The 24,960-nt window shown below is 67.2% G+C and carries 19 protein-coding genes; 12 read left to right on the top strand and 7 right to left on the bottom strand.

The window, feature by feature from the left end; all coding sequences use genetic code 11:
* Positions 1-45: 45 nt before the first annotated feature.
* A complete protein-coding gene (locus ACMPH2_RS07845) occupies positions 46-1,608 on the bottom strand; it encodes a DUF438 domain-containing protein (protein WP_417119130.1) in 1,563 nt (520 codons plus the stop codon).
* Between the two features lie 147 nt (positions 1,609-1,755).
* Complete coding sequence (gpmA, locus tag ACMPH2_RS07840; RefSeq protein WP_062529607.1) at positions 1,756-2,520, bottom strand: 2,3-diphosphoglycerate-dependent phosphoglycerate mutase; 765 nt, start codon at positions 2,518-2,520, stop codon at positions 1,756-1,758.
* Between the two features lie 684 nt (positions 2,521-3,204).
* Here gpmA and ACMPH2_RS07835 point away from each other — a divergent pair.
* The 11 genes from ACMPH2_RS07835 to ACMPH2_RS07785 all read left to right on the top strand — a co-directional run bounded on the left by ACMPH2_RS07835 (position 3,205) and on the right by ACMPH2_RS07785 (position 16,850).
* Positions 3,205-3,870, top strand: a complete 666-nt coding sequence (locus ACMPH2_RS07835; RefSeq protein WP_303133196.1) for a DUF3793 family protein — start codon at positions 3,205-3,207, stop codon at positions 3,868-3,870.
* A 94-nt stretch (positions 3,871-3,964) separates the two neighbouring features.
* Entirely contained in the window at positions 3,965-4,369 is a 405-nt protein-coding gene (locus ACMPH2_RS07830; protein ID WP_417119129.1) for a flavodoxin domain-containing protein, read from the top strand.
* A 148-nt stretch (positions 4,370-4,517) separates the two neighbouring features.
* Positions 4,518-5,807 carry a phosphopyruvate hydratase gene (gene eno / locus ACMPH2_RS07825; protein ID WP_417119128.1) on the top strand — a complete coding sequence of 430 codons (1,290 nt, stop codon included), beginning with the start codon at positions 4,518-4,520 and terminating at the stop codon, positions 5,805-5,807.
* A 151-nt stretch (positions 5,808-5,958) separates the two neighbouring features.
* On the top strand, positions 5,959-6,180 hold the full coding sequence (locus ACMPH2_RS07820) for a FeoB-associated Cys-rich membrane protein (protein WP_417119127.1): 222 nt from the start codon (positions 5,959-5,961) through the stop codon (positions 6,178-6,180).
* A gap of 173 nt (positions 6,181-6,353) precedes the next feature.
* Positions 6,354-7,700 (top strand): glutamine synthetase family protein, encoded by a 1,347-nt coding sequence (locus ACMPH2_RS07815; protein WP_417119126.1) that lies wholly within the window; start codon positions 6,354-6,356, stop codon positions 7,698-7,700.
* A 288-nt stretch (positions 7,701-7,988) separates the two neighbouring features.
* Positions 7,989-10,214: an ABC transporter permease subunit gene (locus tag ACMPH2_RS07810; protein WP_417119125.1), complete on the top strand. Its 2,226-nt coding sequence runs from the start codon at positions 7,989-7,991 to the stop codon at positions 10,212-10,214.
* Entirely contained in the window at positions 10,204-11,073 is an 870-nt protein-coding gene (locus tag ACMPH2_RS07805; RefSeq protein WP_009277916.1) for an amino acid ABC transporter ATP-binding protein, read from the top strand. The genes ACMPH2_RS07810 and ACMPH2_RS07805 overlap by 11 nt, the downstream gene beginning before the upstream one ends.
* 147 nt (positions 11,074-11,220) lie before the next feature.
* Positions 11,221-11,895: a winged helix-turn-helix transcriptional regulator gene (locus ACMPH2_RS07800; RefSeq protein ID WP_417119124.1), complete on the top strand. Its 675-nt coding sequence runs from the start codon at positions 11,221-11,223 to the stop codon at positions 11,893-11,895.
* A 209-nt stretch (positions 11,896-12,104) separates the two neighbouring features.
* Positions 12,105-13,550: a S1C family serine protease gene (locus tag ACMPH2_RS07795; RefSeq protein ID WP_417119123.1), complete on the top strand. Its 1,446-nt coding sequence runs from the start codon at positions 12,105-12,107 to the stop codon at positions 13,548-13,550.
* 163 nt (positions 13,551-13,713) lie between these two features.
* Positions 13,714-14,037, top strand: coding sequence for a metal-sensing transcriptional repressor (locus ACMPH2_RS07790; protein WP_009277913.1), 324 nt, complete (start codon positions 13,714-13,716; stop codon positions 14,035-14,037).
* A gap of 38 nt (positions 14,038-14,075) precedes the next feature.
* Entirely contained in the window at positions 14,076-16,850 is a 2,775-nt protein-coding gene (locus ACMPH2_RS07785; RefSeq protein WP_417119122.1) for a heavy metal translocating P-type ATPase, read from the top strand.
* A 325-nt stretch (positions 16,851-17,175) separates the two neighbouring features.
* Here ACMPH2_RS07785 and ACMPH2_RS07780 read toward each other — a convergent pair whose 3' ends face one another.
* The 5 genes from ACMPH2_RS07780 to ACMPH2_RS07760 all read right to left on the bottom strand — a co-directional run bounded on the left by ACMPH2_RS07780 (position 17,176) and on the right by ACMPH2_RS07760 (position 22,350).
* A complete protein-coding gene (locus ACMPH2_RS07780) occupies positions 17,176-18,402 on the bottom strand; it encodes an MFS transporter (protein WP_417119121.1) in 1,227 nt (408 codons plus the stop codon).
* Between the two features lie 305 nt (positions 18,403-18,707).
* Positions 18,708-19,541, bottom strand: a complete 834-nt coding sequence (locus tag ACMPH2_RS07775) for a DUF1700 domain-containing protein (RefSeq protein ID WP_417119120.1) — start codon at positions 19,539-19,541, stop codon at positions 18,708-18,710.
* The gene (locus tag ACMPH2_RS07770) at positions 19,538-19,852 is read right to left on the bottom strand and encodes a PadR family transcriptional regulator (protein ID WP_009277909.1); all 315 of its coding nucleotides are present in this window, start codon (positions 19,850-19,852) and stop codon (positions 19,538-19,540) included. The genes ACMPH2_RS07775 and ACMPH2_RS07770 overlap by 4 nt, the downstream gene beginning before the upstream one ends.
* A gap of 146 nt (positions 19,853-19,998) precedes the next feature.
* Positions 19,999-20,769, bottom strand: a complete 771-nt coding sequence (locus ACMPH2_RS07765) for an alpha/beta hydrolase family protein (protein WP_062529629.1) — start codon at positions 20,767-20,769, stop codon at positions 19,999-20,001.
* A 549-nt stretch (positions 20,770-21,318) separates the two neighbouring features.
* Positions 21,319-22,350, bottom strand: coding sequence for a hypothetical protein (locus tag ACMPH2_RS07760; RefSeq protein WP_417119119.1), 1,032 nt, complete (start codon positions 22,348-22,350; stop codon positions 21,319-21,321).
* Between the two features lie 395 nt (positions 22,351-22,745).
* On the opposite strand from ACMPH2_RS07760, the gene ligA reads away from it, so the two are divergent.
* Complete coding sequence (gene ligA / locus ACMPH2_RS07755) at positions 22,746-24,959, top strand: NAD-dependent DNA ligase LigA (RefSeq protein ID WP_417119118.1); 2,214 nt, start codon at positions 22,746-22,748, stop codon at positions 24,957-24,959.
* The last annotated feature ends 1 nt before the right edge of the window (position 24,960 follow it).

The raw sequence follows: 24,960 nt of genomic DNA, 5'->3' as shown, positions 1-24,960 counted from the left end.
GAATGCTGTTTTCGTATCCTGCGCTAGCGTGTCTCCGTCGTCGCGCTACTCCGCCTCCGCGCGGCGCTGGTCGGCACCGCGGCGGTTCTCGCCCTCGAGGGAGCGGATGTGGGCGATGTCCTGGGTGGTCTCGAGCGCGCCCAGGTACCTGCCCCCCTCGTCCCTCACGGCAAAGTAGCGGATGTAGAGGAACTGCTCGCCCCTGTGGATCCAGAACTCGAAGCTGTCCTTGGCACCGCTGCGGAAGTCCTCGAACACCTTGTGGACCATGGCCTGGCTCTTGGGGGGATGGCAGTCGTAGACGTCGCGTCCCAGGCAGCTCATCGGGCGCGGGAAGGCGCGCGTGTCCCCGTGGCTGAAGTAGCGGGTCTTGTCGTCGGCGTCGACGAAGGTGAGGTCGAGGGGGATGGTGTTGAGGACGGCCTCTATCTGGGCGACGCTGAACTCTCCCGTGGAGAGCCTGACCTTCTGCGTGCCGTCCGCCTGGGGCGCCTCGGGGACGGGGGCGGACGCGCCGGCGTTGAGCCTCTCCTCGGCGATTTCGAGCGCGGAGGCGCGCCACGCGGGAGGCTCGTCAATCAGGACGTAGCCAAACTCGCCGCTCTCCTCGGCGATCTGCGTCCACTCGGATGCTCCCAGGGTCTCGAGCGAGAGGGGCACGAGGACGTTCTCCTCCTTGCTGACCATGGACTCCGCCCCCTCGCAGGCAGCGGCGAGCGTGTCCGCGGCTGCGGCGAGCCCCGCCGCGTCACCGGAGCTCGCAAGGGCCTCCGTCATCTGCCTCAGGTCACCCACGAGCTCGCGGACCTCGTCGTCCTTGCCCCACATGACCTTCGAGGGGCCCGTGACGCCGTGACGCTCGAGGTGGGGGAAGAGGAGCTCCTCCTTGCGCTTGTAGTGCGGGAAGATCGCGGCGAGCAGGTCCGCGTCCGCACGCAGCTTCTGGGCGAGCGCGCGAACGACGTCGGCACCCTTGGCCGCGCGGGAGAGGTCGACGTCGTCTCGAAGCCCCTCGATCAGCTTGAGTATCTGCTCGTTCTCGCTGCGCAGGGTGTGGACGGGGTGGCCGGGCCTGTCCTGGGGGTCCGTGCCCGAGAGGCCGGGCGCGCAGGACACGCTGCCCTCGAAGAGCGTGGCGTGCACGTCGCAGAGGCGCTGCACCTTCTCGACGGGAACGCCGCCCGAGATGAGGGCCTGCTCGGCCGCGGCGATCTCGCCGCCCGAGACGTTGGCGAAGTGGAGGGCGAAGTCCTCGCGCACGTCCTCGACGTCCTCGCCGGCGCCGAGGCGCTCGAGGTAGCTGGTGAGGAGCGCCTGGCGCTGCTCGGGGGTCTCCTCTGCCACCTCGGCTGCGGGGGCGTGCCCTGGCTCGTCCTCGTGACCCTTGACGGAGAAGCCTGCCGCCTTGAGGCCCGAGATGACCTCGTCGAGGTCGATTCCCTTGGCCTTGCAGCCCCTGGGGATGGTCATGAGGCGACCCATGGTCTGGAGCCTGCCGGGCTTGGTTATCTCGTCGAAGCCGAGCGTTGCCATGACGTCCTTGAACTCGGGGAGTTCGGAGCAGAGTTCGTAGACGGTCTTCTCGAGGTCGATGAGCTTGTGGTTCATTGCTTCCTCCGTGAGTTAGGGGTGGCTAATGTTTGCCAGGCACTTACTACCCCACGAGAACTGTCCCAAACAGGGCAGCATTTCCGTGCACAGAAAAAGGCCCCGCACTGATGCGGGGCCCCGAAGACGCTCGCGTGCGAACGGAGGCTACTTCTTGGCCTTGCCCTGGTTGGCGACGGCGTTGATCTTCGCCTCGATGGTGGCGGGGTCGCCGATGTAGTGCTTGTCGACGACGTTCCAGTCCTTGTCGAAGGTGTAGGAGCAGGGGATGCCCGTCGGGATGTTGACCTCGAGGATCTGCTCGGGGGTCAGGTGCTCGAACTGCATCACGAGGGCGCGCAGGCTGTTGCCGTGCGCGGCGATGAGGACGCGCTTGCCGGCCTCGAGCTGGGGCTTGATCTCCTGCTCGAAGTAGGGCCAGGCGCGGGCGATGGTGTCCTTGAGGCACTCGGTGTAGGGGAGGTCCTCCTGCGGCACGTCGCGGAACTGGTCCTGGACGTGGGGGTCGCGCTCGTCGCCGGGCTCCAGCGCGGGCGGGCAGACGTCGAAGGAGCGACGCCAGATCTTGACCTGCTCGTCGCCGTGCTCGGCGGCGGCGTCGGCCTTGTTCAGGCCCTGGAGGGCACCGTAGTGGCGCTCGTTGAGGCGCCAGGTCTTGTGGACGGGCAGCCAGTTGCGGTCCATCTCGTCGAGGACGTGGTTGAGGGTGTGGATGGCACGCTTGAGCAGCGAGGTGTAGCACACGTCGAAGTCGTAGCCTGCCTCCTTGAGGGCGCGCCCGCCAGCGGCGGCCTCCTCGTGTCCGGTCTCGGTGAGGTCGACGTCGGTCCAGCCGGTGAAGAGGTTGAGCTTGTTCCACTCGCTCTCTCCGTGACGGATGATCACGAGGTGCATGTACTCGTCGTTTGCCATGGCATTCCCTTCTCGTTGGGGGAGGGTTCTCCCCTCAGCTGCCTGCTACAGCTTGAATGATAAGCCTTGGGGCGGCATGACGTGCCGAGGGGCATGCGCTGGCAGCCTCGTCAGGCCCTTCCATGCGTCATGCGACCCGCTTCCTTCGCACCAAAAGGATTCTGTGGGAGGGGAGAGGGGCTCCAACTGGGAGGACGGCACCTCTCTTCGCATGAGAGCGCAGTCGTGCGAGCGGCGGTGCCGTATGGTGACGCAGGCCGCATCGGGACGACGCTCGCGAGAAAGCGCAAGCGCGTGAGCGGCGGCTTCCCGAATCGCACGCCGCGCGGGATTCCCACCTGCGACGAAGCGCCATGAATGCTCCAATCGGACGCCTGCCGGCCTTTCGCTCGACATTAGTTAGCTTTGGTGTACTCTACTTGCCAGCAGGAGTTAACGCGAGTTAACAAAAAGCCCCGAGGGCAGGTAAGGACGGCCCGAGGGGAGTGGGAGGCGCAAAGGCGCGCGACCCACGGCAACTCGTTTATCCCTACCTGGCGCAAGCGGACCCTCTCCCCGTCTTGCGAACAGGTCCTCAAGCGCCGCCCGCGTCCCCCCTTTCCTGCGCGAGCGGCGCTCTTTTTGTCACTTTGCCCGGGGACGTCGCCGAGCGCGTCGTCCCCGGGGCTCATAAGGGGTGATCCAATGAGCGGAAAGAGCGCGATGTCGGTGCGACTGGTCCATGCGCCGCTCGAGGGCTGCGACGCGGAGCAGAGCGCCCTCGCGCACGCCTTCGCCACCACCCTTGTGCGCTGCTGCGCCGCCGTGATCGAGGGGACCAAGCCCGCGGCGCTCTTCTCGTTCAGACCTCCCGCCTGCGACTGTGGGAACGCGGCCTGCCGCAAGGCCCGCCTGAGGGAGACGATTGCCGCCTACGCGCGCGAGCTTCCCCTCCATGGCCTGGACCTCACCGTCCTCGGCCACGCGGGGGACCGCGTGCAGCTCCTCGTCTGGCGCTCCTCCCTCGTGGAGGGAATCGTCCGCGACCCGGAGCTCAGCTCCTTCCTCGAGGCGTCGGGCTACCGCTGTGGGAGCGCGTCCGAGCTGGTGGGCTGCTTCCGCCATCGCCTCGCTGCCTTCCACCTGGGCATCGAGCCGCGCTTCCCCCATGAGGTGGGCGTGCTCCTGGGGTACCCCCTCGAGGACGTCAGGGGCTACATCTCGGGTGGGCGGGAGACCTGCCGCGGTCCCTGGAAGGCCTATGGCAGCGCCAGCGAGGCGCGTCGCCGCTTCGGGAGGGTGGCCGCGAGCGAGGAGCGCTGCCGCAGGCGCTTCGCCTCGGGCCTGAGCCTGGCGGCACTCCTCTCGTAGGCCCTGCGTGACGCGCGGGCGGGTCCTGGCACCTCTCCGGCACCCGCCCGCGCATCGCACAGGCGATGTCCAACCACGAGCAAGGAGGAGAGACATGAGCAAGACAGCGGTCGTCTACTGGAGCCAGTCGGGAAACACGGAGGCCATGGCAAACGCCCTGGCGGACGCCATGGGGACGGAGGCCGTCGAGGTCTCGTCGTTCTCGGCGGACTCCGTCGCGGACTACGACGCGCTGGCCTTCGGCTGCCCTGCCATGGGCGACGAGGAGCTGGACCCGGACTTCGAGGAGGTCTGGAACGACTGCCTGCCCGCCTTGGGCGAGAGGCCCGTCGGCCTCTTCGGCAGCTACGACTGGGGTACGGGCGAGTGGATGGAGACCTGGAAGTCTGCTGCGGAGGACGCCGGCGTCAACGTGGTCGGCACCGTCATCGCCAACCTCGAACCCGACGACGAGGCGCTTGGTGAGCTCAGGGCCCTGGGGGAGAGGCTCCTGGCCTAGCCTGGAGCCTGGCTCGCGTTCCTCTCGCCTGTGAAGAAAGCGTGAAGAGCGCAGGCGAGACGTGCGCAAGCGCACTCGGGGGAACAAGTAAGACGTGCCTAACAGGTTCCCAGACATGGGGTCCGAAGCCTAGAGAAAGGTTCTTCCCATGAGCGAAATCATTGATGTCTACGGTCGCGAGGTCCTGGACTCGCGCGGCAACCCCACCGTCGAGGTCGAGGTCGCCCTCGCCGACGGGTCCGTGGGTCGCGCCATCGTCCCCTCCGGCGCCTCCACCGGCGAGTTCGAGGCCGTCGAGCTTCGCGACGGCGACGACGCGCGCTACCAGGGCAAGGGAGTGCTCGAGGCAGTCGAGCACGTGAACAACGAGTGCAACGAGGCCCTGGTGGGCGTCGACGCCGCCGACCAGCGTGCCGTGGACGCGGCCCTGATCGCCGCAGACGGCACCCCCAACAAGGCGAAGCTCGGTGCCAACGCCATCCTGGGCTGCTCGCTTGCCGCCGCCCGCGCCGCGGCCGTCTCTGCCGGCCAGCCCCTCTATGCCTACCTGGGCGGCGTCAACGCCCACACCCTTCCCACGCCCATGATGAACGTCCTCAACGGCGGTGTTCACGCCGACAACAACGTGGACTTCCAGGAGTTCATGATCATGCCCGTGGGCGCCCCCGACTTCAAGACGGCCCTGCGCTGGTGCGCACAGGTCTACCACACCCTGAAGGGCGTGCTGAAGGACGCCGGCCTCTCCACCGGCGTGGGCGACGAGGGAGGGTTTGCCCCCGACCTCAAGAGCAATGCCGAGCCCTTCGAGTACCTCATGGCCGCCGTCAAGAAGGCGGGCTTCACGCCTGGCAAGGACTTCATGTTTGCCATGGACCCCGCGACCAGTGAGGTGTACGACAAGGAGACCGGACTGTACGAGCTCAAGGGCGAGGGCCGCTCGCTCACCAGTGACCAGATGGTCGACTACTGGGAGGAGCTCGTCGAGAAGTATCCCATCATCTCCATCGAGGACGGCCTCGCCGAGGAGGACTGGGACGGCTGGGTGAAGCTCACCGAGCGCCTGGGCAAGAAGGTCCAGCTCGTGGGCGACGACCTCTTCGTCACCAACACCGCCCGCCTGAAGAAGGGCATCGAGCTCGGTGCCGGCAACGCCATCCTGATCAAGGTCAACCAGATCGGCACCCTGACCGAGACCCTGGAGGCCATGCAGACCGCCCAGCGCGCTGGCTACACCTGCATCGTGAGCCACCGCTCCGGCGAGACCGAGGACACCACCATCGCCGACCTGGCCGTCGCCACCAACGCAGGCCAGATCAAGACCGGTGCCCCCGCGCGTTCCGACCGCGTGGCGAAGTACAACCAGCTCCTCCGCATCGAGGACTCCCTGGCAGGCTCTGCCGACTACGCCGGCCTCTCCGCGTTCTACAACGTTCGCTAGTCCCTGGGCCTCCGGGCGCGGGCTTTCGGGGTGGGCGCCCGACGCGGTCCTGTGGATTCGCGGTCGGGCGCCCGCCCTTTTCCCTCCCCTCGCATCGCAGGGGTGGCCATTCGCCTACAGTTTGTCTTGACTAACAGTATTGGAGGCCGACATGGGTATCGCCGACGTCGTCATAGTGCTTGCTGTCATCGCCCTCCTGGGGCTTTGCGTCCGCTCCTTCGTCAAGGGCGGGTCCGAGTGCTCGAGCTGCGCCTCGGGGTCGAGCTGCAGCGCGCATGCCACGGGAGAGGGGAGCTGCTCCGCCGCCCAGGACATGCTCGCGCACGCCAGTGCCGCGCTGGGCTCCGCCGACCGGGCGACGGAGGGCAAGTAGCGCCTGCCGCGCCGCGCCCCGCTCCGTCGGGCCGTCCGCCCACGGTCGCCTGGGCCCCTCTCGCCTTGTGCGAAACAGAGGAGTAACCTCTGTGTGCGAACGTCTGAATGGCATGACTCGCGACCGTCGGGGCCGACGCGTGCGCGACCCAACGGACCTGCAAGGAGGAGCCCATGAGCGGCGACAGGAACATCGACTTCGTCCTGAGGACGGTGGAGAAGCGCGACGTCCGCTTCATCAGGCTCTGGTTCACCGACGTGCTGGGCAACCTCAAGTCGTTCTCGATCTCGTCCGAGGACCTCGAGGAGGCCTTCGAGGAGGGGGTCGGCTTCGATGGCTCCTCCGTGGCCGGCTTCGTGTCACAGGACGAGTCGGACATGCTCGCCTTCCCTGACGCCACCACCTTCCAGGTGCTCCCCTGGCGGCCCGAGAAGTGCGGCGTCGCCCGCATGTTCTGTGATATCCGCACGCCCAGCCGCGAGCTCTTCGAGGGGGACACCCGCTCGGTGCTGACCCGCGTCTTCACCGCCGCGGACGAGAAGGGCTACGTCATGAACGTGGGTCCCAAGCTCGAGTACTTCTACTTCGACCAGGAGAAGGCCCCCACGCCCGTGCCCCTCGACCATGCGGGCTACTTCGACCTGACCTCGTCCGACTCCGCTATGGACCTCAGGCGCGAGACCACCCTGAGCCTCGAGCACATGTCCATCCCGGTGACCTACTCCTACCACAGCAGCGCCCCCTCCCAGAACGGGATCGAGCTGCGCTACTCCGAGGCCGTCACCTGCGCGGACAACATCATGACGTCGCGCCTTGTCATCAGGCAGCTGGCCCACGAGCACGGCATGATGGCCTCCTTCATGCCCAAGCCCTTCACGGGGGCGTCGGGCTCTGGCATGTTCCTCTACCAGTCGCTCTTCGACCACGACGGCAACAACCTCTTCTGGGCCCCCAAGACCGAGCACCCCGCGCACCTCTCGCCCCTGGCCCAGCACTACGTGGCGGGACTCCTCAAGTACGCCCCAGAGTTCATGCTGGTCACCAATCCCACCGTGAACTCCTACAAGCGCCTCGTCTCCAACGGCGAGGTTCCCGTGTACGCCACCTGGGGCCGCAAGAACCGCTCCGCGCTGGTGCGCATACCCACCCACAAGCCGGGCAAGCACCAGGCCACCAGGGTCGAGCTCCGCAACCCCGACCCCACGGCCAACCCCTACCTGGCTCTCGCGGTCTCGCTCGCGGCAGGCATCCGCGGCATCGAGGAGGGGCTCGAACTTCCCGAGGAGTCCTTCTCGGGCTTCGAGCGCCTCGACGACGGCGAGCTGGCGAGCAGGGGCTTCCGTCGCCTGCCTAGAAACCTCGGCGACGCCATAAAGCGCTTCGACAGGAGCGAGCTCATGCGAGAGACCCTGGGAGACCACATCTGCGACTACCTCGTGGCGCAGAAGTGGCGCGAGTGGGACGAGTACAGCGCCACGGTCACCGAGTGGGAGCGCAAGAGCTACTACGCGGGCCTGTAGGCGGGGCTGGGGCTCGGGTGGCCTCGTCCCGACGCCGTCTGGGATGGCGTGAGGGGATGGTGGCGATGGGCTCGCCGCCGTCCTCTCCCTTTCGTCCTCTCGACCTGGCTTTGTTTCGTCAAATTAAAACATTGCACCCACTGTTATGCAAATTTTGGAATTAACCCCTTCAAAATTCGTTGCATAAACTATACTTCCACCAAAACGCGCCCCAACTGGGACGCGGGCGGCGGGACGGAGTCTGGCACAGACCCGTCCCGCGCGACGTTCTTAGAGGGAGTGGTGGTCATGGGGGACGGCAGGCGCACGACGCGGCTCAAGGGCCTGGGGGTGACGCTTGTCCTCGCGGTGCTCCTGGCCCGCGGCCTGGGGCTTGCGGGCTGCGCGGGATCGTCCTCGACCTCGGGCGGAACCGGCGACGACCTGGGCCTGGTGAGCCCGGGCAAGCTGAGCGTGGTCTCGGACCTCGCCAACCCCCCCTTCGACTACATAGAGGAGGGGACCACCAACCCAGCGGGCTTCGAGGTGGAGCTCATGCAGGCGCTCGCCCAGAAGCTCGGGCTCGAGTGCGAGTTCCTGCCCGCCCAGAAGTTCGACTCGATCATCCCCATGATCAAGCAGGGCGGCAAGGCCGACGTGGGCGCGTCCAACTTCACCATCACCGACGAGCGCCTGGAAGAGATCGACTTCACTGACGCCTACATAGACTCGAACCAGGGCGTCGTCACCTCCGCCGCCCTCGCGGGTCCCGTCGAGGCGGACTACTCCTCCGCGCTCGACCAGGCTGGCGTGACCGTGGCCGTCCAGGCGGGCACGACCGGGGAGGCCTGGGCGCGCGAGAACCTGCCCCGTGCGAACGTCGTGGCGCTGGACGACCCCATCGCCGCCCTCACGGGCGTGCAGAGCGGGCTCTACCAGGCGGCGGTGGCCGACCTGCCCGTCATGCAGTACGAGGTGCTCAACTCCTACTCCCAGCTCAAGGTCGCGCTGCAGGTCCCCACGGGGGAGCAGTACGGCATCGTGGTGAGCAAGGACAACCCCAGGCTCACGGCCGCGCTCGACGAGGCGCTGGCGGAGGCGCGCGCGGACGGCACCCTGGACGCCCTCGAGCAGAAGTGGTTCGGCGCGAGCGAGGGTTCCGCGGGGTCTGCCTCCATGGCAGCCACCGCAGGCTCGGGTGATTCCTCCGCGACTGATGCCGGCGACGTCATGGTGGAGAAGGCCACCGCCCGTCCCAACGAGAACGGGGGCTCCGGCGTCATCGGCGGCATGGACACCCGCCTGACCTGGGAGGGGACGGTGCACGTCCCTGCGGGCATCTCGTCGGTCACCCTGAGCCTTCCCGAGGGCTCGACCTTCGACGGCTCCAGCACCCGCGTGACGGTGCTCGACGGCCTTGACCGCGTGAGCGTGGACGCCACCGCCAAGCCGTCCGGCACGAGCCTCGAGGTCGACTTCGCGACCCCCATCCCCGACGGCTCCCTGCTCAGGCTCGAGGTCACCGACATGCAGTTTCCTGCCGCGGGCGGGGATTACTCCGTGGGCGGGTCGTACGCCACGGCGGGCGGTGCCACCGGCAGCCTCGCCGACTCGCCCTCCATCTCCATCATCAAGAACACGCCGGTCCAGGCCGTCGTCAACTGGTTGGACGGCCAAGCGTGGGTCGGGGCGTGGAACTCCGTGCCCTTCCTCAACATGTTCTTCAAGCCGCAGCTCCTGGTGACCTCGTTCGTCTCGCTCTTCCAGGGCTGGCTCGTGTGCCTCGCCCTCGTGGTGGTCGCCTATCCCTTCGCCATCCTCCTGGGCCTGGCCTTCGCGCTGATGAAGATCTCGAAGCACCGCGTCCTGCGCGCCATCGCGATCGTCTACATCAACCTCCTGCGCGGCACCCCGCTCTTCCTGCAGATCTACATCATGTTCTTCGGCCTGCCCATGCTGGGGATCAACATCGACAACAACGTCCTGGGCGTCATCGTCATCGCCATCAACTCCTCTGCCTACCAGGCCGAGATCTTCCGTGCTGGCATCCAGTCCATCCCCCAGGGGCAGTACGAGGCCTCCGCGTCGCTGGGCATGACGGGCATGCAGACCATGCTCTGGATCATCCTGCCCCAGACCGTGCGCCGCGTGATCCCCACCATCACCAGCGACTTCATCACCTCTTACAAGGACACGTCGCTGCTCTCGTCCGTGGGCGTCATGGAGCTCATGATGTTCTCGAAGAACCTCACCACGGTGTCGGGCAACATCACCCCCTACATCGCCGCTGCGGTCTACTACCTCATCGTGACCCTGCCGCTCACCAAGGCGGTGGGCGTGGTGGAGAGGCGCCTCTACGACGCCGAGCACGGGGCCGGGCCCCGTCCCAAGGAACCAGGCGAGGCCACGGGCGAGAAGGCCTCGGGGGCCCCTGCCGGCGGCGCCCCCGAGCCGCGTGCCTCGATGGTCGAGTCGCTTGCCGCCCCCTTCCGATCGCACGTTCGCACCGACGGAGGTGTCGCAGATGCTCTTTAGGAAGAAGAACCAGGCAGTGCCCGAGGCGGCGGAGGTCCCGCCCGCGATGGACGCCGACGAGGCGGCGCGCGTCGCCATCGCGCAGGACCGCGCCCTCTCGCGCCACCACTTCGTGGAGGGCGAGCATCCCGTGGTGCGCATCGAGCACCTCAACAAGACCTTCACCGACACCCCGGTGCTGCGCGACGTCAACCTCAACGTCTGGAACGGCGAGATCGTCGTGGTGCTGGGCCCCTCGGGCTCAGGAAAGTCCACCATGCTGCGCTGCATCAACCTGCTCGAGACCCCCACGGCGGGCCACATCCTCATCGACGACCACGAGATCACGGGGTCGAGCAAGACCGACACCACCAAGCTCAGGCGCGACCTGGGCATGGTCTTCCAGGGCTTCAACCTCTTCCCGCACCTCACGGCCAAGGAGAACGTGATGATCGGGCAGACCAAGGTCCTGGGGAGGTCAAAGGAGGAGGCCGAGCGCGAGGCCCTGCTGCAGCTCGAGGCCGTCGGCCTCGCCGACCGCGCAGACTTCAAGCCGCCCCAGCTCTCGGGTGGCCAGCAGCAGCGCGTGGCCATAGCACGCGCCGTGGCCATGCACCCCAAGGTGCTCCTCTTCGACGAGCCCACCTCCGCCCTCGACCCCGAGCTCGTCCGCGGCGTCCTTGCCGTCATGCGCGACCTCGCGCTCAACAGCGGCATGACCATGGTCGTGGTCACGCACGAGATGGGCTTCGCCCGCGACGTTGCCGACCGCGTGGTCTTCATGGAAGGCGGCGTGGTGGTGGAGCAGGGCCTTCCCGAGGAGGTCTTCGACCACCCCAAGACCGAGCGCACACGGGAGTTCCTGGGCTCGATAGGCTAGGCCAGGCACCCCTCGCAAGAAACGGGTCGTTACCAGGTGGGGCCCTTGCCAAGGGGTGGCGGGGCCCCGATTTATGCTAGTCTTCTAAAAAGTGTTTCGCGCACCGGTGGCTTGTCCCGGTCGTTCGTGGTACGTCTGGGGGCGTTCATGCACCACAAGAACATACTGCTCCTCGCAAGGACCTCGCGCTTCATCGAGCGCATGCGCGAGCTCAAGCACGCGCTGGACGTCTCGATCCTTCCCACCACGCCCGAGACCTTCTCGCAGGCGATCTCGTCTGGGCACGACTTCGACCTGGTCATCCTCGACATGGACGGCCTGAGCCAGGACACGCTCGCCGCGGTGGACTCCTACGTGTCGGACAACGGCTTCATCCCCACGCTGAGCATCCAGGACGAGTCCAAGCTCTCGAGCCTGCGCATGCCCGCGCAGGGGAGAAACGACTTCATCCTTGCCAGCGCCGGCGAGGCGGAGTTAGAGGTCCGCTGCGCCCTGCTTCTGTGGCCGGGCGAGGAGAGTGCCCCCGCGGACATCGTCACCGTGGACAACATGGCAATCAACCTGGCCACCTACCAGGTATACATCGACGAGGAGCCCGTGGACCTCACGCTGATGGAGTACTCGCTCCTCTCGTTCCTCGCTACGCACCCCTCGCGCGCCTACTCGCGCGAGACCCTGCTGCATCGCGTCTGGGGCTTCGAGTACTGTGGCGGCACCCGCACGGTGGACGTGCACATCCGACGCGTCCGCTCCAAGGTGGGCCCCCAGGTCGCTGCCCACATCGTCACCGTGCGTGGCGTGGGCTACCTCTTCAAGCTCTAGGGCTGAGGCTGCGGGCTTGCGAGCTTCGGCGGCGTCGCGAGGCAGATTACGGCCGTTCTCGCCTAGGTTTTTCAGATAGCCAAAAGTGATGTTTCCCTTGCATGTGAGCTCTTGGTGCCTCGCGTTGCGCGCGCGGCCGACGGGTAGATTGAGGGCTATGACACGCCGTCCCGTGGGTGCCCTCGCACCTTTGGAGAAAAGAGGCAGACATGGCCACGTTTGACGAGAACCGCCCTCCCGTGCCCGGCGCTCCCGCGCAGCCCGACGACCAGACCCAGGTCGCTGCGACCCAGGTGCACGTGCAGGCGGCGCACGCGCAGGAGCCCTTCGGCAGCGTTCCGCCGTCCGGGGTCGGCCAGGCGCCGGCGAAGGGACCCCGCAGGGGAGGGGTCGCAAAGGGAGCCGTCTTCGGCGCCGTCGGCGGCGTGCTGGGTGCTGCAGCCCTGGTCTTCGCGCTCAAGGCAGGAGGCGTCATCGGCGGCACGCAGATAATCAAGACCACCGACAGCTCCGCCGGGCAGACCGTCAACATCACCGCGAGCGACCAGGACGTGAGCGTCGCCCAGGCGGTCGCCGCCAAGGCGCTCCCCTCCGTCGTCTCGGTCAACGTCACGACCTCCGAGGGCTCCGGCATCGGCTCCGGCGTCATCCTGGACGCCGACGGCAACATCATCACCAACTACCACGTCATTGATGGCGCCACCGCGATCTCGGTCAGCTACGGCGGGAAGAGCTATGACGCCAGCGTGGTGGGCAGCGACTCCTCCAGCGACCTCGCCGTGATCAAGGTCGACTGGGCGGGCACCGAGGTGACCCCCGTCGAGGTGGACGACTCCAGCAAGCTCGTAGTGGGCGACTGGGTCATGTCCATCGGCAGCCCCTTCGGCCTCGACCAGTCCGTCTCGGCCGGCATCGTGAGTTCGCTCTCGCGCAACCAGCTCATGCAGTCGTCCTCGGGCAACACCCTCTACACCAACCTGATCCAGACTGACGCGGCCATCAACCCCGGCAACTCCGGTGGCGCCCTCGTCGACTCCCAGGGCAAGCTGGTGGGCATCTGCACGCTCTATTCCTCGAGCACCGAGTCGTCCGCGAGCGTGGGCTTCGCCATCCCGTCCAACTACGCGGTTGCCGTCGCCAACAAGATCATCGCGGGCCAGACCGTGACGCACGCCTACATCGGGCTCTCGATGCAGACCGTGAACTCCCAGAACGCCACCATGAACAACCTGGCGGTCAACCAAGGTGCCTACGTGAGCGAGGTCACGAGCGGCAGCCCCGCCGACACGGCCGGCATCCAGAAGGGCGACATCATCACCGCCGTCAACGGCGAGTCCATCATCTCTGCCGACGGCATGATCCTCAACATCCGCTCGCACGAGATCGGCGAGACGGTTGCCGTCACCTTCATGCGCGGCACCAGCGAGCAGACGGTCAACGTGACCCTGGGCTCCGACGAGGCCCTGCAGGAGCAGCAGAAGGGCAGCGGCAGCGACCAGGGCAACTCCGGGTCCGACTCCGGAAACGGCATCTCGACCAACGACCTGTACCGGTACCTGGAGGAGCTGTACAACCAGCGCAACCAGCAGAATGACCCGTTCGGCAACCGTGGCGGCGGCTACAGCCAGACCCAACAGGACGGCAGCCAGTCGTAGTCACGCTCGTGACGCACGTTCTCGGGGGGCTCGGCGGCGACGCCGGGCCCCTTCCTTCTGTGGCCGTCCTATGGTCGAGTCCGCTACCCCATGATTACATATGCCCCCAGGGGGTATAGTGACGTCGATGGAACATACCCCAAGGGGTATTGAGGAGGAAGCGATGCCAGAGGAGAGGGACGTGGACTCGCAGCATGCCTGCGACGTCAGCATGAAGGCGACGCCTCGCGACGAGAGGCTCAAGCGCGACCTCGAATGTCGGATCAACCGGGCGATCGGCCAGTTGGGTGGCATCAAGAGCATGGTGGAGGAGGACCGCTACTGCGGCGACGTCCTCACCCAGCTCGCCGCCGTCGAGTCCGCTGTCAAGGCGATCTCGCGCGAGGTCATGCGCGACCATCTTCAGACCTGCGTGGTCGAACGCATCCAGGCGGGGGACACCGAGGTGACCGACGAGGTCATGCGGCTCTTCAAGAAGTTCATGTGATCGCTCCCGCGGACGCGGGAAGAGGGGAGGCCCTGCCGATGGCAGAGACCGCTACATATGCCAAGGATGGCACGGCGCAGAGCGGTGCCGTGCGCGAGACCTTCGATGTCACGGGCATGACCTGCGCTGCCTGTTCGGCCAGGGTCCAAAGGGCTGCGTCGGGCGTTTCCGGCGTCGCCGCAGCCAACGTCAACCTGCTCAAGAACTCGATGGAGCTCGAATATGACGGGTCGGCTGCCACCGTGAGCGCGGTGCAGGCCGCCATCAGGAAGGCGGGCTACGGTGCCACGCCGCGCCGAACCCATGCGGAGGGCACGGACTCGGACGGGACGCCCCTCTCGCCCGAGGCGGCGGGACTCGTGGACCCGCAGAGGGCTGCACAGCGCGCCATAGACGAGAAGCGAGGCCAGCTCGTCGTCTCGCTCGCCTTCTCCGTGCCCCTCTTCTACCTGGCCATGGGTCCCATGTTCGGCTGGCCCGAACCGCCCGCGCTTGCGGGCATGCAGGGCATGATGGCCTCCGCGCTCACGCAACTGCTGCTCTGCATCCCCATCCTGTTCGCCAACCGTCACTACTTCGTCATGGGCTTCAGGACGCTCGCGCACCTCTCGCCCAACATGGACTCGCTCATCGCCATCGGCTCGGCGTCGTCCTTCGCCTACAGCCTGGTGGGCCTGTACCGCATGGCGCTCGCCCTGGGGGTGGGCGACGCAGGACTCGCGCACGCTGCCTTCCATGGGCTGTACTTCGACTCGGCGGGCATGATCTTGACCCTCATCACCTTGGGAAAGTTCTTCGAGGCCCGCGCGAAGGGCCGCACCACCAGCGCCATCAGCGCGCTCATGAACCTCGCTCCCAAGACCGCGACCGTCGTGCGTGACAGCGTCGAGCGGGAGGTGGCTACCTCCGAGCTGCGCGTGGGAGACCGCGTCGTGGTGAGGGCCGGAGAGTCCGTGCCGGTGGACGGCGTGGTCGCGGAGGGTGCCGCCTCCGTGGACGAGTCTGCCATCACGGGCGAGCCCCTTCCCGTCGAGAAGGGCGTGGGCGACCGGCTGACGGGCGCCACCGTGTCCAGGCGGGGCTGGCTGGCCATGGACGTGACCGCCGTGGGCGAGGACACGGCCCTCGCGCGGATCATCCGCCTCGTGGACGAGGCGACCAGCACCAAGGCTCCCATCGAGAGGCAGGCGGACCGCATCGCCGGCGTCTTCGTGCCCGTCGTCATCGCCATCGCGCTGGCCACGCTGGTGGCCTGGCTCGCGTTCCTCTCGCCTGGCGACTTTGCCGGCGCCTTCACGCACGCCGTCTCGGTCCTGGTGATCAGCTGCCCCTGCGCGCTGGGGCTGGCCACGCCGACGGCCATCATGGTGGGCACCGAGCGCGGGGCGGCCAACGGCATCATGATAAAGAGCGCCGAGGCCCTCGAGGGCGCCTGCAGGTTGGACACCGTGGTGCTGGACAAGACCGGCACCGTCACCGAGGGCGCGCCCCGCGTGACCGACGTGGTGATGGCCGAGGGCGTCGAGGAGGACGAGCTCGTGGGGCTCGCCGCCGCGCTCGAGCGCAAGAGCGAGCACCCCCTGGCCGAGGCCGTCTGCGCCTATGCCGACGGGCGTGACGTGGCCAGCGAGGCCGAGGTCGAGGGCTTCGAGCAGGTCGCGGGTGGTGGCCTTGCGGGCACGGTGGCAGGCTATGCCGTGCTGGCCGGCAACGCGCGCCTCATGGCGCAGCGCGGCGTGGATGTCTCTGGGCTCACGCGTGCGGCGGACGACATGGCGGCACGGGGGCGCACGCCGCTCTTCTTTGCCGCCGACGGGAGCGCCCTGGGCCTCATGGGCGTGGCCGACGTGGTCAAGCCCAGCTCCGCCGAGGCCGTAGCCCGCCTGCGCCAGATGGGCGTGCGCACCATCATGCTCACCGGCGACCAGGCCGCGACGGCGCAGGTGGTCGCCGACCAGGTGGGCGTGGACGAGGTGGTGGCGGGGGTCCTTCCCGACCAGAAGGAGGAGAAGGTCCGCGAGCTCCAGGAGGCAGGCGCCAGGGTGGCCATGGTGGGAGACGGCATCAACGACGCGCCGGCCCTGGCCCGGGCGGACGTCGGGATCGCCATCGGTGCCGGGACCGACGTGGCCATAAGCTCGGCGGACATCGTGCTGATGCGCTCCGACCCGGCAGACGTCGCCACGGCGATCGAGCTCTCGCGCGCCACGATGCGCAACATCCGCCAGAACCTGTTCTGGGCCCTGTTCTACAACGCCATCTGCATTCCGGTGGCCATGGGCGTGCTGGCCCCGTGGGGCGTCACGCTCAATCCCATGATCGGGGCGGCCGCCATGGGCTTCTCGTCCGTGTTCGTGGTGAGCAACGCGCTCAGGCTCTTCGGCTGGAGACCCAGCCGGGCGGCGCGGGGTGGTGGCGCGGGCGTGCGTGACGCCGGAGTGGGTGGCGCGGGCGTGCGTTCCGCCGGAGTGTGTTCCACCGGAGTGGGTGGCGCCGTGGCGAAGGGCGTTGAACTGCGCAGGACCGAGACGCGCGGCGGAACCAAGCAAGTCGATGCAAGCGGGAAGGCTCTCGAGGGAGCCGACGAAGGGAGAGAAGACATGACCGAGAAGACCCTGAACGTCGAGGGGATGATGTGCCAGCACTGCGTGGCCCATGTGACCGAGGCCCTGGAGGGCGTCAAGGGCGTCAAGAACGTCCGCGTCTCGCTGGAGGACGGCACGGCCAAGGTGGATGCCGGGCTGCTCGTCAAGGACGAGGCTCTCGAGCAAGCTGTGGTGGATGCCGGCTACAAGGTGACCTCCATCGCGTAGGAGGCACCGCCGAGGATGGCGCCTGGGCTGAGGTGCCTGGCGCACATGGTGCGGGGGCTCGCTCCGGCGGACCCCCGTACTTTCTGCCTTGCGGGCGTGGACTTGCGGTTGTGCGGCGTCACCTCTCGTTCTCTATGCCTTTCTCTGAAATCACCAGCACAAAACCCCAGTTGAGAGGTACGGCAGTTCAGAGAGTTGCATAGAGAAGCGAGGCTGGGGGGCTACGGCGCGCTCGTGGTTGGGGGCGTGCTGGCGACCGGGGGCAGCTTGTGCCGCGGGCGAGGGGCGCTGTCGATGAAGAGACAGCTCCCCGTCCCCACGGCCGCTATTCCGCCCTGCGCACCCTCAGCCGCAGCAAGAAGGCAAGGGCGACGATTGCCACGGTCGTCGAGGCGGCAAACAGCACCGACTGGGCCCCAAGCCTGTTCGCGAGCAGCGGCGCGAGGAGCAGCGGCACGATGCCCGAGCTCATGATGCCCATTCGAATGACGCTGCTCACCCGACCCAACTGCCCGATCTCGCAGCGTTCCTGGACGAGCGTGTGCTCGACGGGAACGGAAAGGCCGTTGCCCACGCCCAGGACAAGCTGTCCCAGCACGGCGCACCATGGCTTCCTGGTTCCGACATAGAGCATGGCACCCAGGCCCTCGACGAGGAGGGTGGTGGCCAGGAGCCTGAGGCTCACCTGGCGGCGTGGGATGCGCAGCAGCGCGAGCGACCCCAGCGTGCAGCCCACGCCAGCCACCATGGAGAGCCAGCCCATCCAGGACGCGTCGAGTCTTAACACGTCACGGTAGTAGACGGACTCGAGAGCATCGAAGGCCCCAAAGGCAAAGAAGCCAAAGAAGCACATCGCAAGGATGAGGCGAAGGTCGCGGGAGGAGAGCGTCACGCGAAGCCCCTCCCCGAATTCGCGCAGGGTGGCCTTCGGCAGCGGGCCATCGTCCCTCTCGCCTGCCTGCCGTGCTCCGGGCAGCTCCTTGCATGCGACGGCGTAGGTCAGCGCAGCCCCGAGCGATGCCGCCATGAACGCGAAGACGTCGCTGGTCGATGACGCCGCAGAGATGGTCCCTCCGATGGCGGGCCCCACCACGACGGAGACGCTCGTCGCGGTGTCAATGAGCCCGTTCAACTGCTTGAGACGCTCGCCCTCCTGCGTGAGGTAGGGGGCGAAGCTCGACAGCGTCCCACTCGAGACACTCCACGCGAGGCCAAAGAGGCAGGAGGACATCATGAGCATGAGGGGAGAGAGGGGAACGGCCCACGCAAACGACGCCAGGCAGATCCCGCCGGCGAGCGAGGCCAGCAGGACCTGCCGCGGCCCTCTGCGGTCGATCAGTATGCCAGCGGCGATGCTGCCGAGGAACGTCGCCGCGTTGTACGCAAGGGTGAGAAGGGAGACCAGGTCGGTCCCCGCGCCAAGCGCATAGGTCGCATAGCCGATGATGCCTATGAAATAGGATGACTGGAAGGCGGTCACGAGAAAGAAGGATGCGAGCACGAGGGCGCGCTCGGATGGGCTGCACGCCCTGAGCGACTTGACGAGATGCATGGGTGGTCTCCTGGGTGACGTCTGCAAATGCCCATCGCCGCTGGCCCATGGGCCTCGCGTGCGGTGGCGATGCATATGAGGGATGCGGACAAGAGTGGACAGGCTGGCTGCCACGGCACGCCCTAATGGGCGAAGCGCTCCTTGATCCCAGCAGACATACGACATTCTCCCAGACGGAGTGGGCCATCAAGAGTCGACGACGGCCCCTTGCTCGTGCAACAACACGCGGGCAACTATAGCACAGCCCCGCCCGGCTCCACTACTTGGGCGGGGCGGGGCATGCTCTGCGCGCTTATCGCATCCTGTTAGAGATTTATGAGTATCGAGTCACCAAGGTGCAGGAGCCCATTGAGGTTCACCGTCAGCCGTCCCAGCTGCTGAACGGGGACGCCAGGCAGCGTGCTGATATCAAATCCGCAGCTCACGAGCGCTGTGAGAGTAGAGAGGGCCCCAAGTCCCACGAAGCCCAGGCCGGAAGAGAGCAACTCCTTGGGCCATCGAGGGGCGTGGAGCCTCGTGCGGGGTCGCGATTCCGCCGCATCACCCTGCCCGCCTCGCCTGAAGAGGCCGACGATCCGAAGGCCAAGCAGGCGGATGGTCTCCACGAGGGCTTGCGTCGCCCAGACGACCAGGGGAAGCAGGAGCAGCGCCGTGCCCGTGGAGAGCATCCCCACGCCAAAGACGAAGAGCCCGGAGAAGGGCACACCCGCGTGGAGGGACGAGAAGAACGTCACGACGCTTGCGACCCCCAGGAGGATCCCGCAGCCAAAGAAGAGCCACGCGCAGAGCAGGAGGGAGAAGAGCGTGACGTATGCCGACGCGACCACCATCAGGAACGCGATGACGAACATCCCCCATACGGGGAGCGTCAGGATCGCCAGCACGAGGTTGACCAACGCGAAGCGCGTGGCAAAGCGACGGACGAGGTGGGGGACGGGAGCCGTCTCGCTGGCTGCCGCCTGGGCACAGGTGACGGGCGACCCCATGCACGCGGTGGCTTCCTGCTCGGAGAGCCCGTCGTCCATGCGCTCGTCGATGGCGTCGGCGTAGTACTCCCTTGCCGCACGGACCTCGTCTGCCGAGAGCCGACGCTTTGTCAGCTCGCCTTCGAGCGCGTCGAGGAATGCCCCTTTGTTCATTGCTCCGCTCCCTTCTGGATGAAGTCCATAAGTCGGTCGATGGCGTCGCGCTCGGCGACGAATTCCCGTAGCTGGAGGCGCCCCTGCTCGGTGATGGAGTAGTACTTGCGTAGGCGACCGTTATGCTCGCTGCGATACTCCGTGAGGGCGCCCTGCTTCTCCAAGCGACGAAGCACGGGATAGAGCGTCGACTCCGAAAGCTCCAGCGATGGCGGGGCATCCCTCACGATCTGGTATCCGTAGGAGTCCTGTGCGGCGAGGATGGCAAGAACGCACGCATCGAGGAACCCACGCTTGAATTGCGAGTCCAACTTTCCCCCTCTCTCTAACTGTGCTTTACATCATACTATGTAAAGCACAGTATGATGTAAAGAGAAAAAGAGGCCGACTCCGCAGGAGAGGAGGGCGACGTGCGCGATGCGTGCGGGACGGTTCGGCGCCGTCGAGACGCTACGGGTCAGTGCGCTATGTGACTCACCAGGAAGTCAGCCGCCACGTTGACGACCTCGCTGTAGGCCGGCTCCACGAAGCCGTGGCCCCCGCCGTGCACGACGTGCAGCTCGGCGTGGGGGAACAGCGCCGCGGCACGCTCGGAGTACGAGAGCGGCACGGCCTGGTCGCTGTCTCCGTGGCAGATGAGCACGTCGCGAGGGAACGAGGGGATGTGCTCGAAGAAGTCGTAGTCCCAGCAGCTCTGCAGGAATGCCTTGCTCACCGTCGTGGTCATGATGGGGAACTCGTCGGGGATGTCCTCTCGCCTTGGGCAGGCGGCGCGCACGGAGTCGTGCAGGTTGAAGGCGGGGTAGAGCAACACGCAGGCGCGCACGAGCTCGGCGTTGGCGCGCGCGGCCATGAGCGTGACGGTGGCCCCCAGGCTGGCTCCCATGAGGAAGACGTTGTCCTCGTCCACGAAGGGCTCCCGCGAGAGCTCCCATGCAACGGACTCGAGGTCGTGCTGCTCGGTGAAGAGCGACATGCCGCCGGGCTGGTCGCTCGAGCGGCTGTAGGGTCCCGAGCCGCAGAAGTCGAAGACGTAGCTGACCATGCCGCGCTCCGCCGCCGTGCGGGCGTAAGGCTCCATGTCACCACGGTTCGTGGCGAGTCCGTGGGAGAAGATCGCGGTGGCTCGCGGGCGACCGTCGTCGAAACCCTCGGGCAGGAAGAGCTTGCCGTAGATGTCCCGGTCCTCGCGCCGGCCCCACCATTCGCGCTCGACGTAGCTTCCCATGTGGCCTCCATCCTCTGCGACGCATGGCGTCGCTGCGCGCATGCGTGGCGCTTGCGCCTGCGTCGCGTGCGATGCCATGCGCGGTGTGTTGCGCATTGTGAGGATTCTAGGGGACGACAGGGACGTTGGGTCGGCTGCTGCGCATTTCGACCCACGGACGTAATGCGAGGGATGATGTCGGCATCCCTCCGCCGTGACCCGTATTGCTGTGGCGCAGTGGTTTGCTGCGACGCTGTGCCCTGCCGCGACGCGGCGACGCGCCCTGCTACGATGCCGTACCCTGCTGCGACGCGCCCTCACCCTGCCGCCTCTCTCACCCTCCGTTCTCTATGCAAGTTCCTGACTTGTGCGTCCTCAACTCACGTTCTCTATGCCTTTCTCTGAAATCGCTATCACAAAACCCCAGTTGCGATGCGCTGTCGTTCAGAGAGTTGCATAGAGAATGCCGTATGCGGGGGGGGATTCCGCTGAGAACGCCGTATGCGGGGGGGGATTCCGCTGCCAACCCGCTGCCGGAACTCACCACCGGAACCCCGCTGTTGGACCCCGCTACCGGGATCCATCGTCGGACGGCTGCCAATCACGATGGCCGGGGCGAAGCTCGATTCTTCCAGGATCGCCCACCCTCGGGACCCCGTAAGCCACAAGCAGACGAGAGAAGCGCTGGTCATCGAGCAGGTCGGCGAACGAGAAGCGCAGGATGCGCGCACCCTGTGCGCTGATCCTGGATTCCCGCAGGCGCTCGTCGGCAAAGATGTCAACGGCATCTCTCCCCTGCGTCATGCGGGGGTTGCGGTACTTCTCTCGTCCGTCGAACTCGCCAAACACCGTCGCTCCGTCAAGCGCCGCCCAAGCGAAGTCGACACGGTAGCCATGCCAGGGCTCCAACGGGTCTGGCACCTCGACCTGCAGCTCGGGAAGCATGAAGCCAAGCTCTATCATCGCCCCACGAGCTATCGACTCGCCGCCGCTCTCCGCACGGCCATCGGCATAGGACGCCGCCACGCGCGCGTGCTTGATGCCGCGAGCTCCCTTGTGAGGTGCCGCGAACAGGGACGTGAGCCACTCCCGTGGTTTTCCGGTCACCCTCAGTGCGGAGTCGGCGAGCGCGAGCCCGCCTCGGAAGTCGAGTCTCCTCAGACAGTCGTAGACGGTCCGCTCCAAGGTCGAGACCCGTACGCCTGCGACGACCGTGCGCTCGTCGCGCCCGATGACGTGCCTTCCGACGTTTCTTGTCGAACGACATGGTGCCTCTTTGCGCGTGGCGACCTCGATGCGACTGGCGGAGCGGTACGAGACGGAGAGCCCATGGACGAGCGCGGCTGAAGCCCCGCAGAACACCCAGTCGGGATGGAGTGTCGCGAGCGCCCGAATTCGGCACATCGCGCGTCTGGCCGCATCGAGCCCATCCCAGTGTGCCGCACGTGCGTAGGCAGAGCTCTGGACGCGCGCAAGCTCCCCACGTCGGGTCAGATGGTCGAGACGATTCCGTACGGCCGTGGTGGATGGAACCAGGCAGCTTTCGCGTGCCTCGGCGTCGTCCAGGGCCACCCTCAGCTCGTCCGCCACGCTTCCCTCCACGCCTCCCCCTTCGACGGGAACTACTGGTAAATGGAATGATTTCCCATATGTGGGGAGACGTCCACACCGCCCGTCTGGTTGTTGTTCCGCAAACGGTAGCTTTGCGCTTAGCTGCCACGTTCTCTATGCAAGTTCATGACGGGCCCCTCCTTCTCTATGCCGTTCTCTGAAATCGTCATCGCAAAAGCCCAGTTGGTGCATGATTCATTTCAGGAGAATGCATAGAGAACGAAAGGGGGGAACGGGGTCGGCGCGACGGCGGGGGGCGCGGGCGTCCGGCGCGGCGGCGGGGGAGAGGCGGCGGCGCCCCGGCGCGGCGGGGCGTGCCGGGAATGCGATAATCGACGGCGCAACGAGCGCACGTCGCCGGAAGAATCGGTGCAAGGGAGAGGCACATGGCACAGGAGCAGTCGCAGATGTCGATGTTCGCGAGCGGGGACGACCCGGCCGGCGCCCCCGTCGGCGTCCCCGCATCGCAGCCCGCCGCGCAGCAGTCGCCAGCCGCCCGCGCCGCAGAGCTCGACCGCATCCTCAAGCACGCCGCGTATCAGTACTATGCCCTCGACGACCCGGAGATGTCGGACGCCGACTTCGACCGCGCCCTGCGTGAGCTGCAGGACATCGAGGCTGCCCATCCCGAGCTCGCGCGCCCCGACAGCTACACCCAGCGCGTGGGCGGCTACGTGAGCGAGCAGTTCGCACCCGTCCAGCACGCCCAGCGCATGTACTCCATCGACGACGCCATGGACCTGGGTGAGCTCGACGAGTGGCTTGCCCGCACCGACGAGGCCCTGGGCTCCACGCCCGACGCTCCCGTCGCCTACACCTGCGAGCTCAAGATCGACGGCTTGGGCGTGGCGCTGACCTACCGCGACGGCCAGCTGGTGCGTGCCGCCACGCGTGGGGACGGGACCACGGGTGAGGACGTCACGGCAAACGTCCTCACCATCGACGACATCCCGCGTGCCCTGGCGCCCGCAGGCCTCGACGACGTCGCCGACGGCGGCTTTGGCCACTCCATCGAGGTGCGCGGCGAGGTCTACATGCCCAAGCACAGCTTCGTGCGCCTCAACGAAGAGCGCGACGCCGCCGGCGAGCAGGTCTTTGCCAACCCCCGCAACGCCGCCGCCGGCAGTCTCCGTCAGAAGAACGCGGCCATCACCGCCCATCGCGACCTCGAGACCTTCATCTATGCCGTGGCGGACGAGTCCCCGCTGGCCGTGGACACCCAGCACGCCTTCCTCGACTGGCTGCGCGCCTGCGGCTTCCACGTGAACGACCGCGCCGCCCTCGTCACCAGCTCTCGAGAGGTGCATGACTTCTGCGCCGACGCCCTGGCGCACCGAGACGAGCTCGACTACGACATCGACGGCGTCGTGGTGAAGGTCGACTCCTTCGCTGGCCAGGACGCGTTGGGCTTTACCGCCCGCGCCCCGCGCTGGTCCATCGCGTTCAAGTTTCCCCCGGAGGAGAGGCGCACCGTCCTGCGCGAGATCCGCGTCCAGGTGGGCCGCACCGGCGTCCTGACGCCGGTCGCCGAGTTCGACCCCGTCGTGGTCGCCGGCTCGACCATCGCCCGTGCGACCCTGCACAACATCGACGAGGTGCGCCGCAAGGACGTGCGCGTGGGCGACACCATCGTGGTGCATAAGGCGGGCGACGTGATTCCCGAGGTCGTGGGTCCCGTGACCGAGGGCGACCTGGCTGCCGGGCACGAGGCGCGCCCCCTCTGGCAGATGCCCGAGGCCTGTCCCAGCTGCGGGAGTCCCGTGGTCCGCGAGGAGGGCGAGGTCGCCTTCCGCTGTGTCTCGATCGACTGTCCGGCCCAGGCCTCCGAGCGCCTCATCCACTGGGGCAGCCGCAAGGCCATGGATATCGACGGCCTGGGCGACGAGCTCGTGGGCCGCATGGTCGAGCAGGGCCTGCTCACGGACGTCGCGGACTATTACGACGCGCTCAGCGAGGACCTCCTCGCCGGCGTCGACACCGGCCGCGTCTACGAGACGAGCGCGAAGGACCACGAGGAGGGCGACCCGATCCTGGTGGGGAGGACCATCGCCGGCAAGGTGATGGCGCAGGTCGAGGAGTCGAAGGGCCGCGGGCTCTCGCGTGTGCTCTTCGGGCTGGGAATCCGTCACGTAGGGGCCAACGTGGCGGTGCTCCTCGCCGAGCGCTTCGGCAGCATGGCCGCCCTCTCGTCGGCGAGCGAGGAAGAGATCGCGCAGGTGGACGGTATCGGACCCAAGATCGCGGCGTCGGTGTGCGAGTTCTTCTCCGTGCACGAGAACGTCGCCGTGGTCGAGCGCCTGCGCGAGGCGGGCGTCGTGCTCGAGGAGGAGGTCCGCGAGCCCGAGCGGCCACAGTCCTTGGCGGGCCTCACCTTCGTGCTCACGGGCACGCTGCAGAACTACAAGCGCACGGACGCGGGTGACCAGCTCAAGGCCCTGGGCGCCAAGGTCTCGGGCTCGGTCTCGAAGAGGACGAGCTTCGTTGTGGCGGGGGAGGCGGCGGGCTCCAAGCTCGCCAAGGCGCAGGAGCTGGGCGTGCCCGTGCTGGACGAGGCGGCGCTTGCGCAGATCCTCGCGACGGGGGAGCCACCCCAGGCGTAGG

The organism is Olsenella phocaeensis, from assembly GCF_048189965.1.
Lineage (GTDB): Bacteria > Actinomycetota > Coriobacteriia > Coriobacteriales > Atopobiaceae > Olsenella_I > Olsenella_I phocaeensis.
The sequence above is the reverse complement of the archived record's forward strand: the minus strand, read 5'-3'. Positions and strand labels throughout refer to the sequence as shown.

Excerpts from the sequence above, each read along its gene's own strand:
- ACMPH2_RS07820 (WP_417119127.1), top strand. The coding sequence starts at position 5,959 with ATGGGTATCGCCGACGTCGTCATAGTGCTTGCTGTCATCGCCCTCCTG.
- ACMPH2_RS07790 (WP_009277913.1), top strand. The coding sequence starts at position 13,714 with ATGCCAGAGGAGAGGGACGTGGACTCGCAGCATGCCTGCGACGTCAGC.
- ACMPH2_RS07845 (WP_417119130.1), bottom strand. The coding sequence starts at position 1,608 with ATGAACCACAAGCTCATCGACCTCGAGAAGACCGTCTACGAACTCTGC.
- ACMPH2_RS07830 (WP_417119129.1), top strand. The coding sequence starts at position 3,965 with ATGAGCAAGACAGCGGTCGTCTACTGGAGCCAGTCGGGAAACACGGAG.
- eno (WP_417119128.1), top strand. The coding sequence starts at position 4,518 with ATGAGCGAAATCATTGATGTCTACGGTCGCGAGGTCCTGGACTCGCGC.
- ACMPH2_RS07815 (WP_417119126.1), top strand. The coding sequence starts at position 6,354 with ATGAGCGGCGACAGGAACATCGACTTCGTCCTGAGGACGGTGGAGAAG.
- ACMPH2_RS07835 (WP_303133196.1), top strand. The coding sequence starts at position 3,205 with ATGAGCGGAAAGAGCGCGATGTCGGTGCGACTGGTCCATGCGCCGCTC.
- ACMPH2_RS07805 (WP_009277916.1), top strand. The coding sequence starts at position 10,204 with ATGCTCTTTAGGAAGAAGAACCAGGCAGTGCCCGAGGCGGCGGAGGTC.
- ACMPH2_RS07800 (WP_417119124.1), top strand. The coding sequence starts at position 11,221 with ATGCACCACAAGAACATACTGCTCCTCGCAAGGACCTCGCGCTTCATC.
- ACMPH2_RS07810 (WP_417119125.1), top strand. The coding sequence starts at position 7,989 with ATGGGGGACGGCAGGCGCACGACGCGGCTCAAGGGCCTGGGGGTGACG.
- gpmA (WP_062529607.1), bottom strand. The coding sequence starts at position 2,520 with ATGGCAAACGACGAGTACATGCACCTCGTGATCATCCGTCACGGAGAG.
- ACMPH2_RS07775 (WP_417119120.1), bottom strand. The coding sequence starts at position 19,541 with ATGAACAAAGGGGCATTCCTCGACGCGCTCGAAGGCGAGCTGACAAAG.
- ACMPH2_RS07765 (WP_062529629.1), bottom strand. The coding sequence starts at position 20,769 with ATGGGAAGCTACGTCGAGCGCGAATGGTGGGGCCGGCGCGAGGACCGG.
- ACMPH2_RS07780 (WP_417119121.1), bottom strand. The coding sequence starts at position 18,402 with ATGCATCTCGTCAAGTCGCTCAGGGCGTGCAGCCCATCCGAGCGCGCC.
- ACMPH2_RS07785 (WP_417119122.1), top strand. The coding sequence starts at position 14,076 with ATGGCAGAGACCGCTACATATGCCAAGGATGGCACGGCGCAGAGCGGT.
- ligA (WP_417119118.1), top strand. The coding sequence starts at position 22,746 with ATGGCACAGGAGCAGTCGCAGATGTCGATGTTCGCGAGCGGGGACGAC.
- ACMPH2_RS07795 (WP_417119123.1), top strand. The coding sequence starts at position 12,105 with ATGGCCACGTTTGACGAGAACCGCCCTCCCGTGCCCGGCGCTCCCGCG.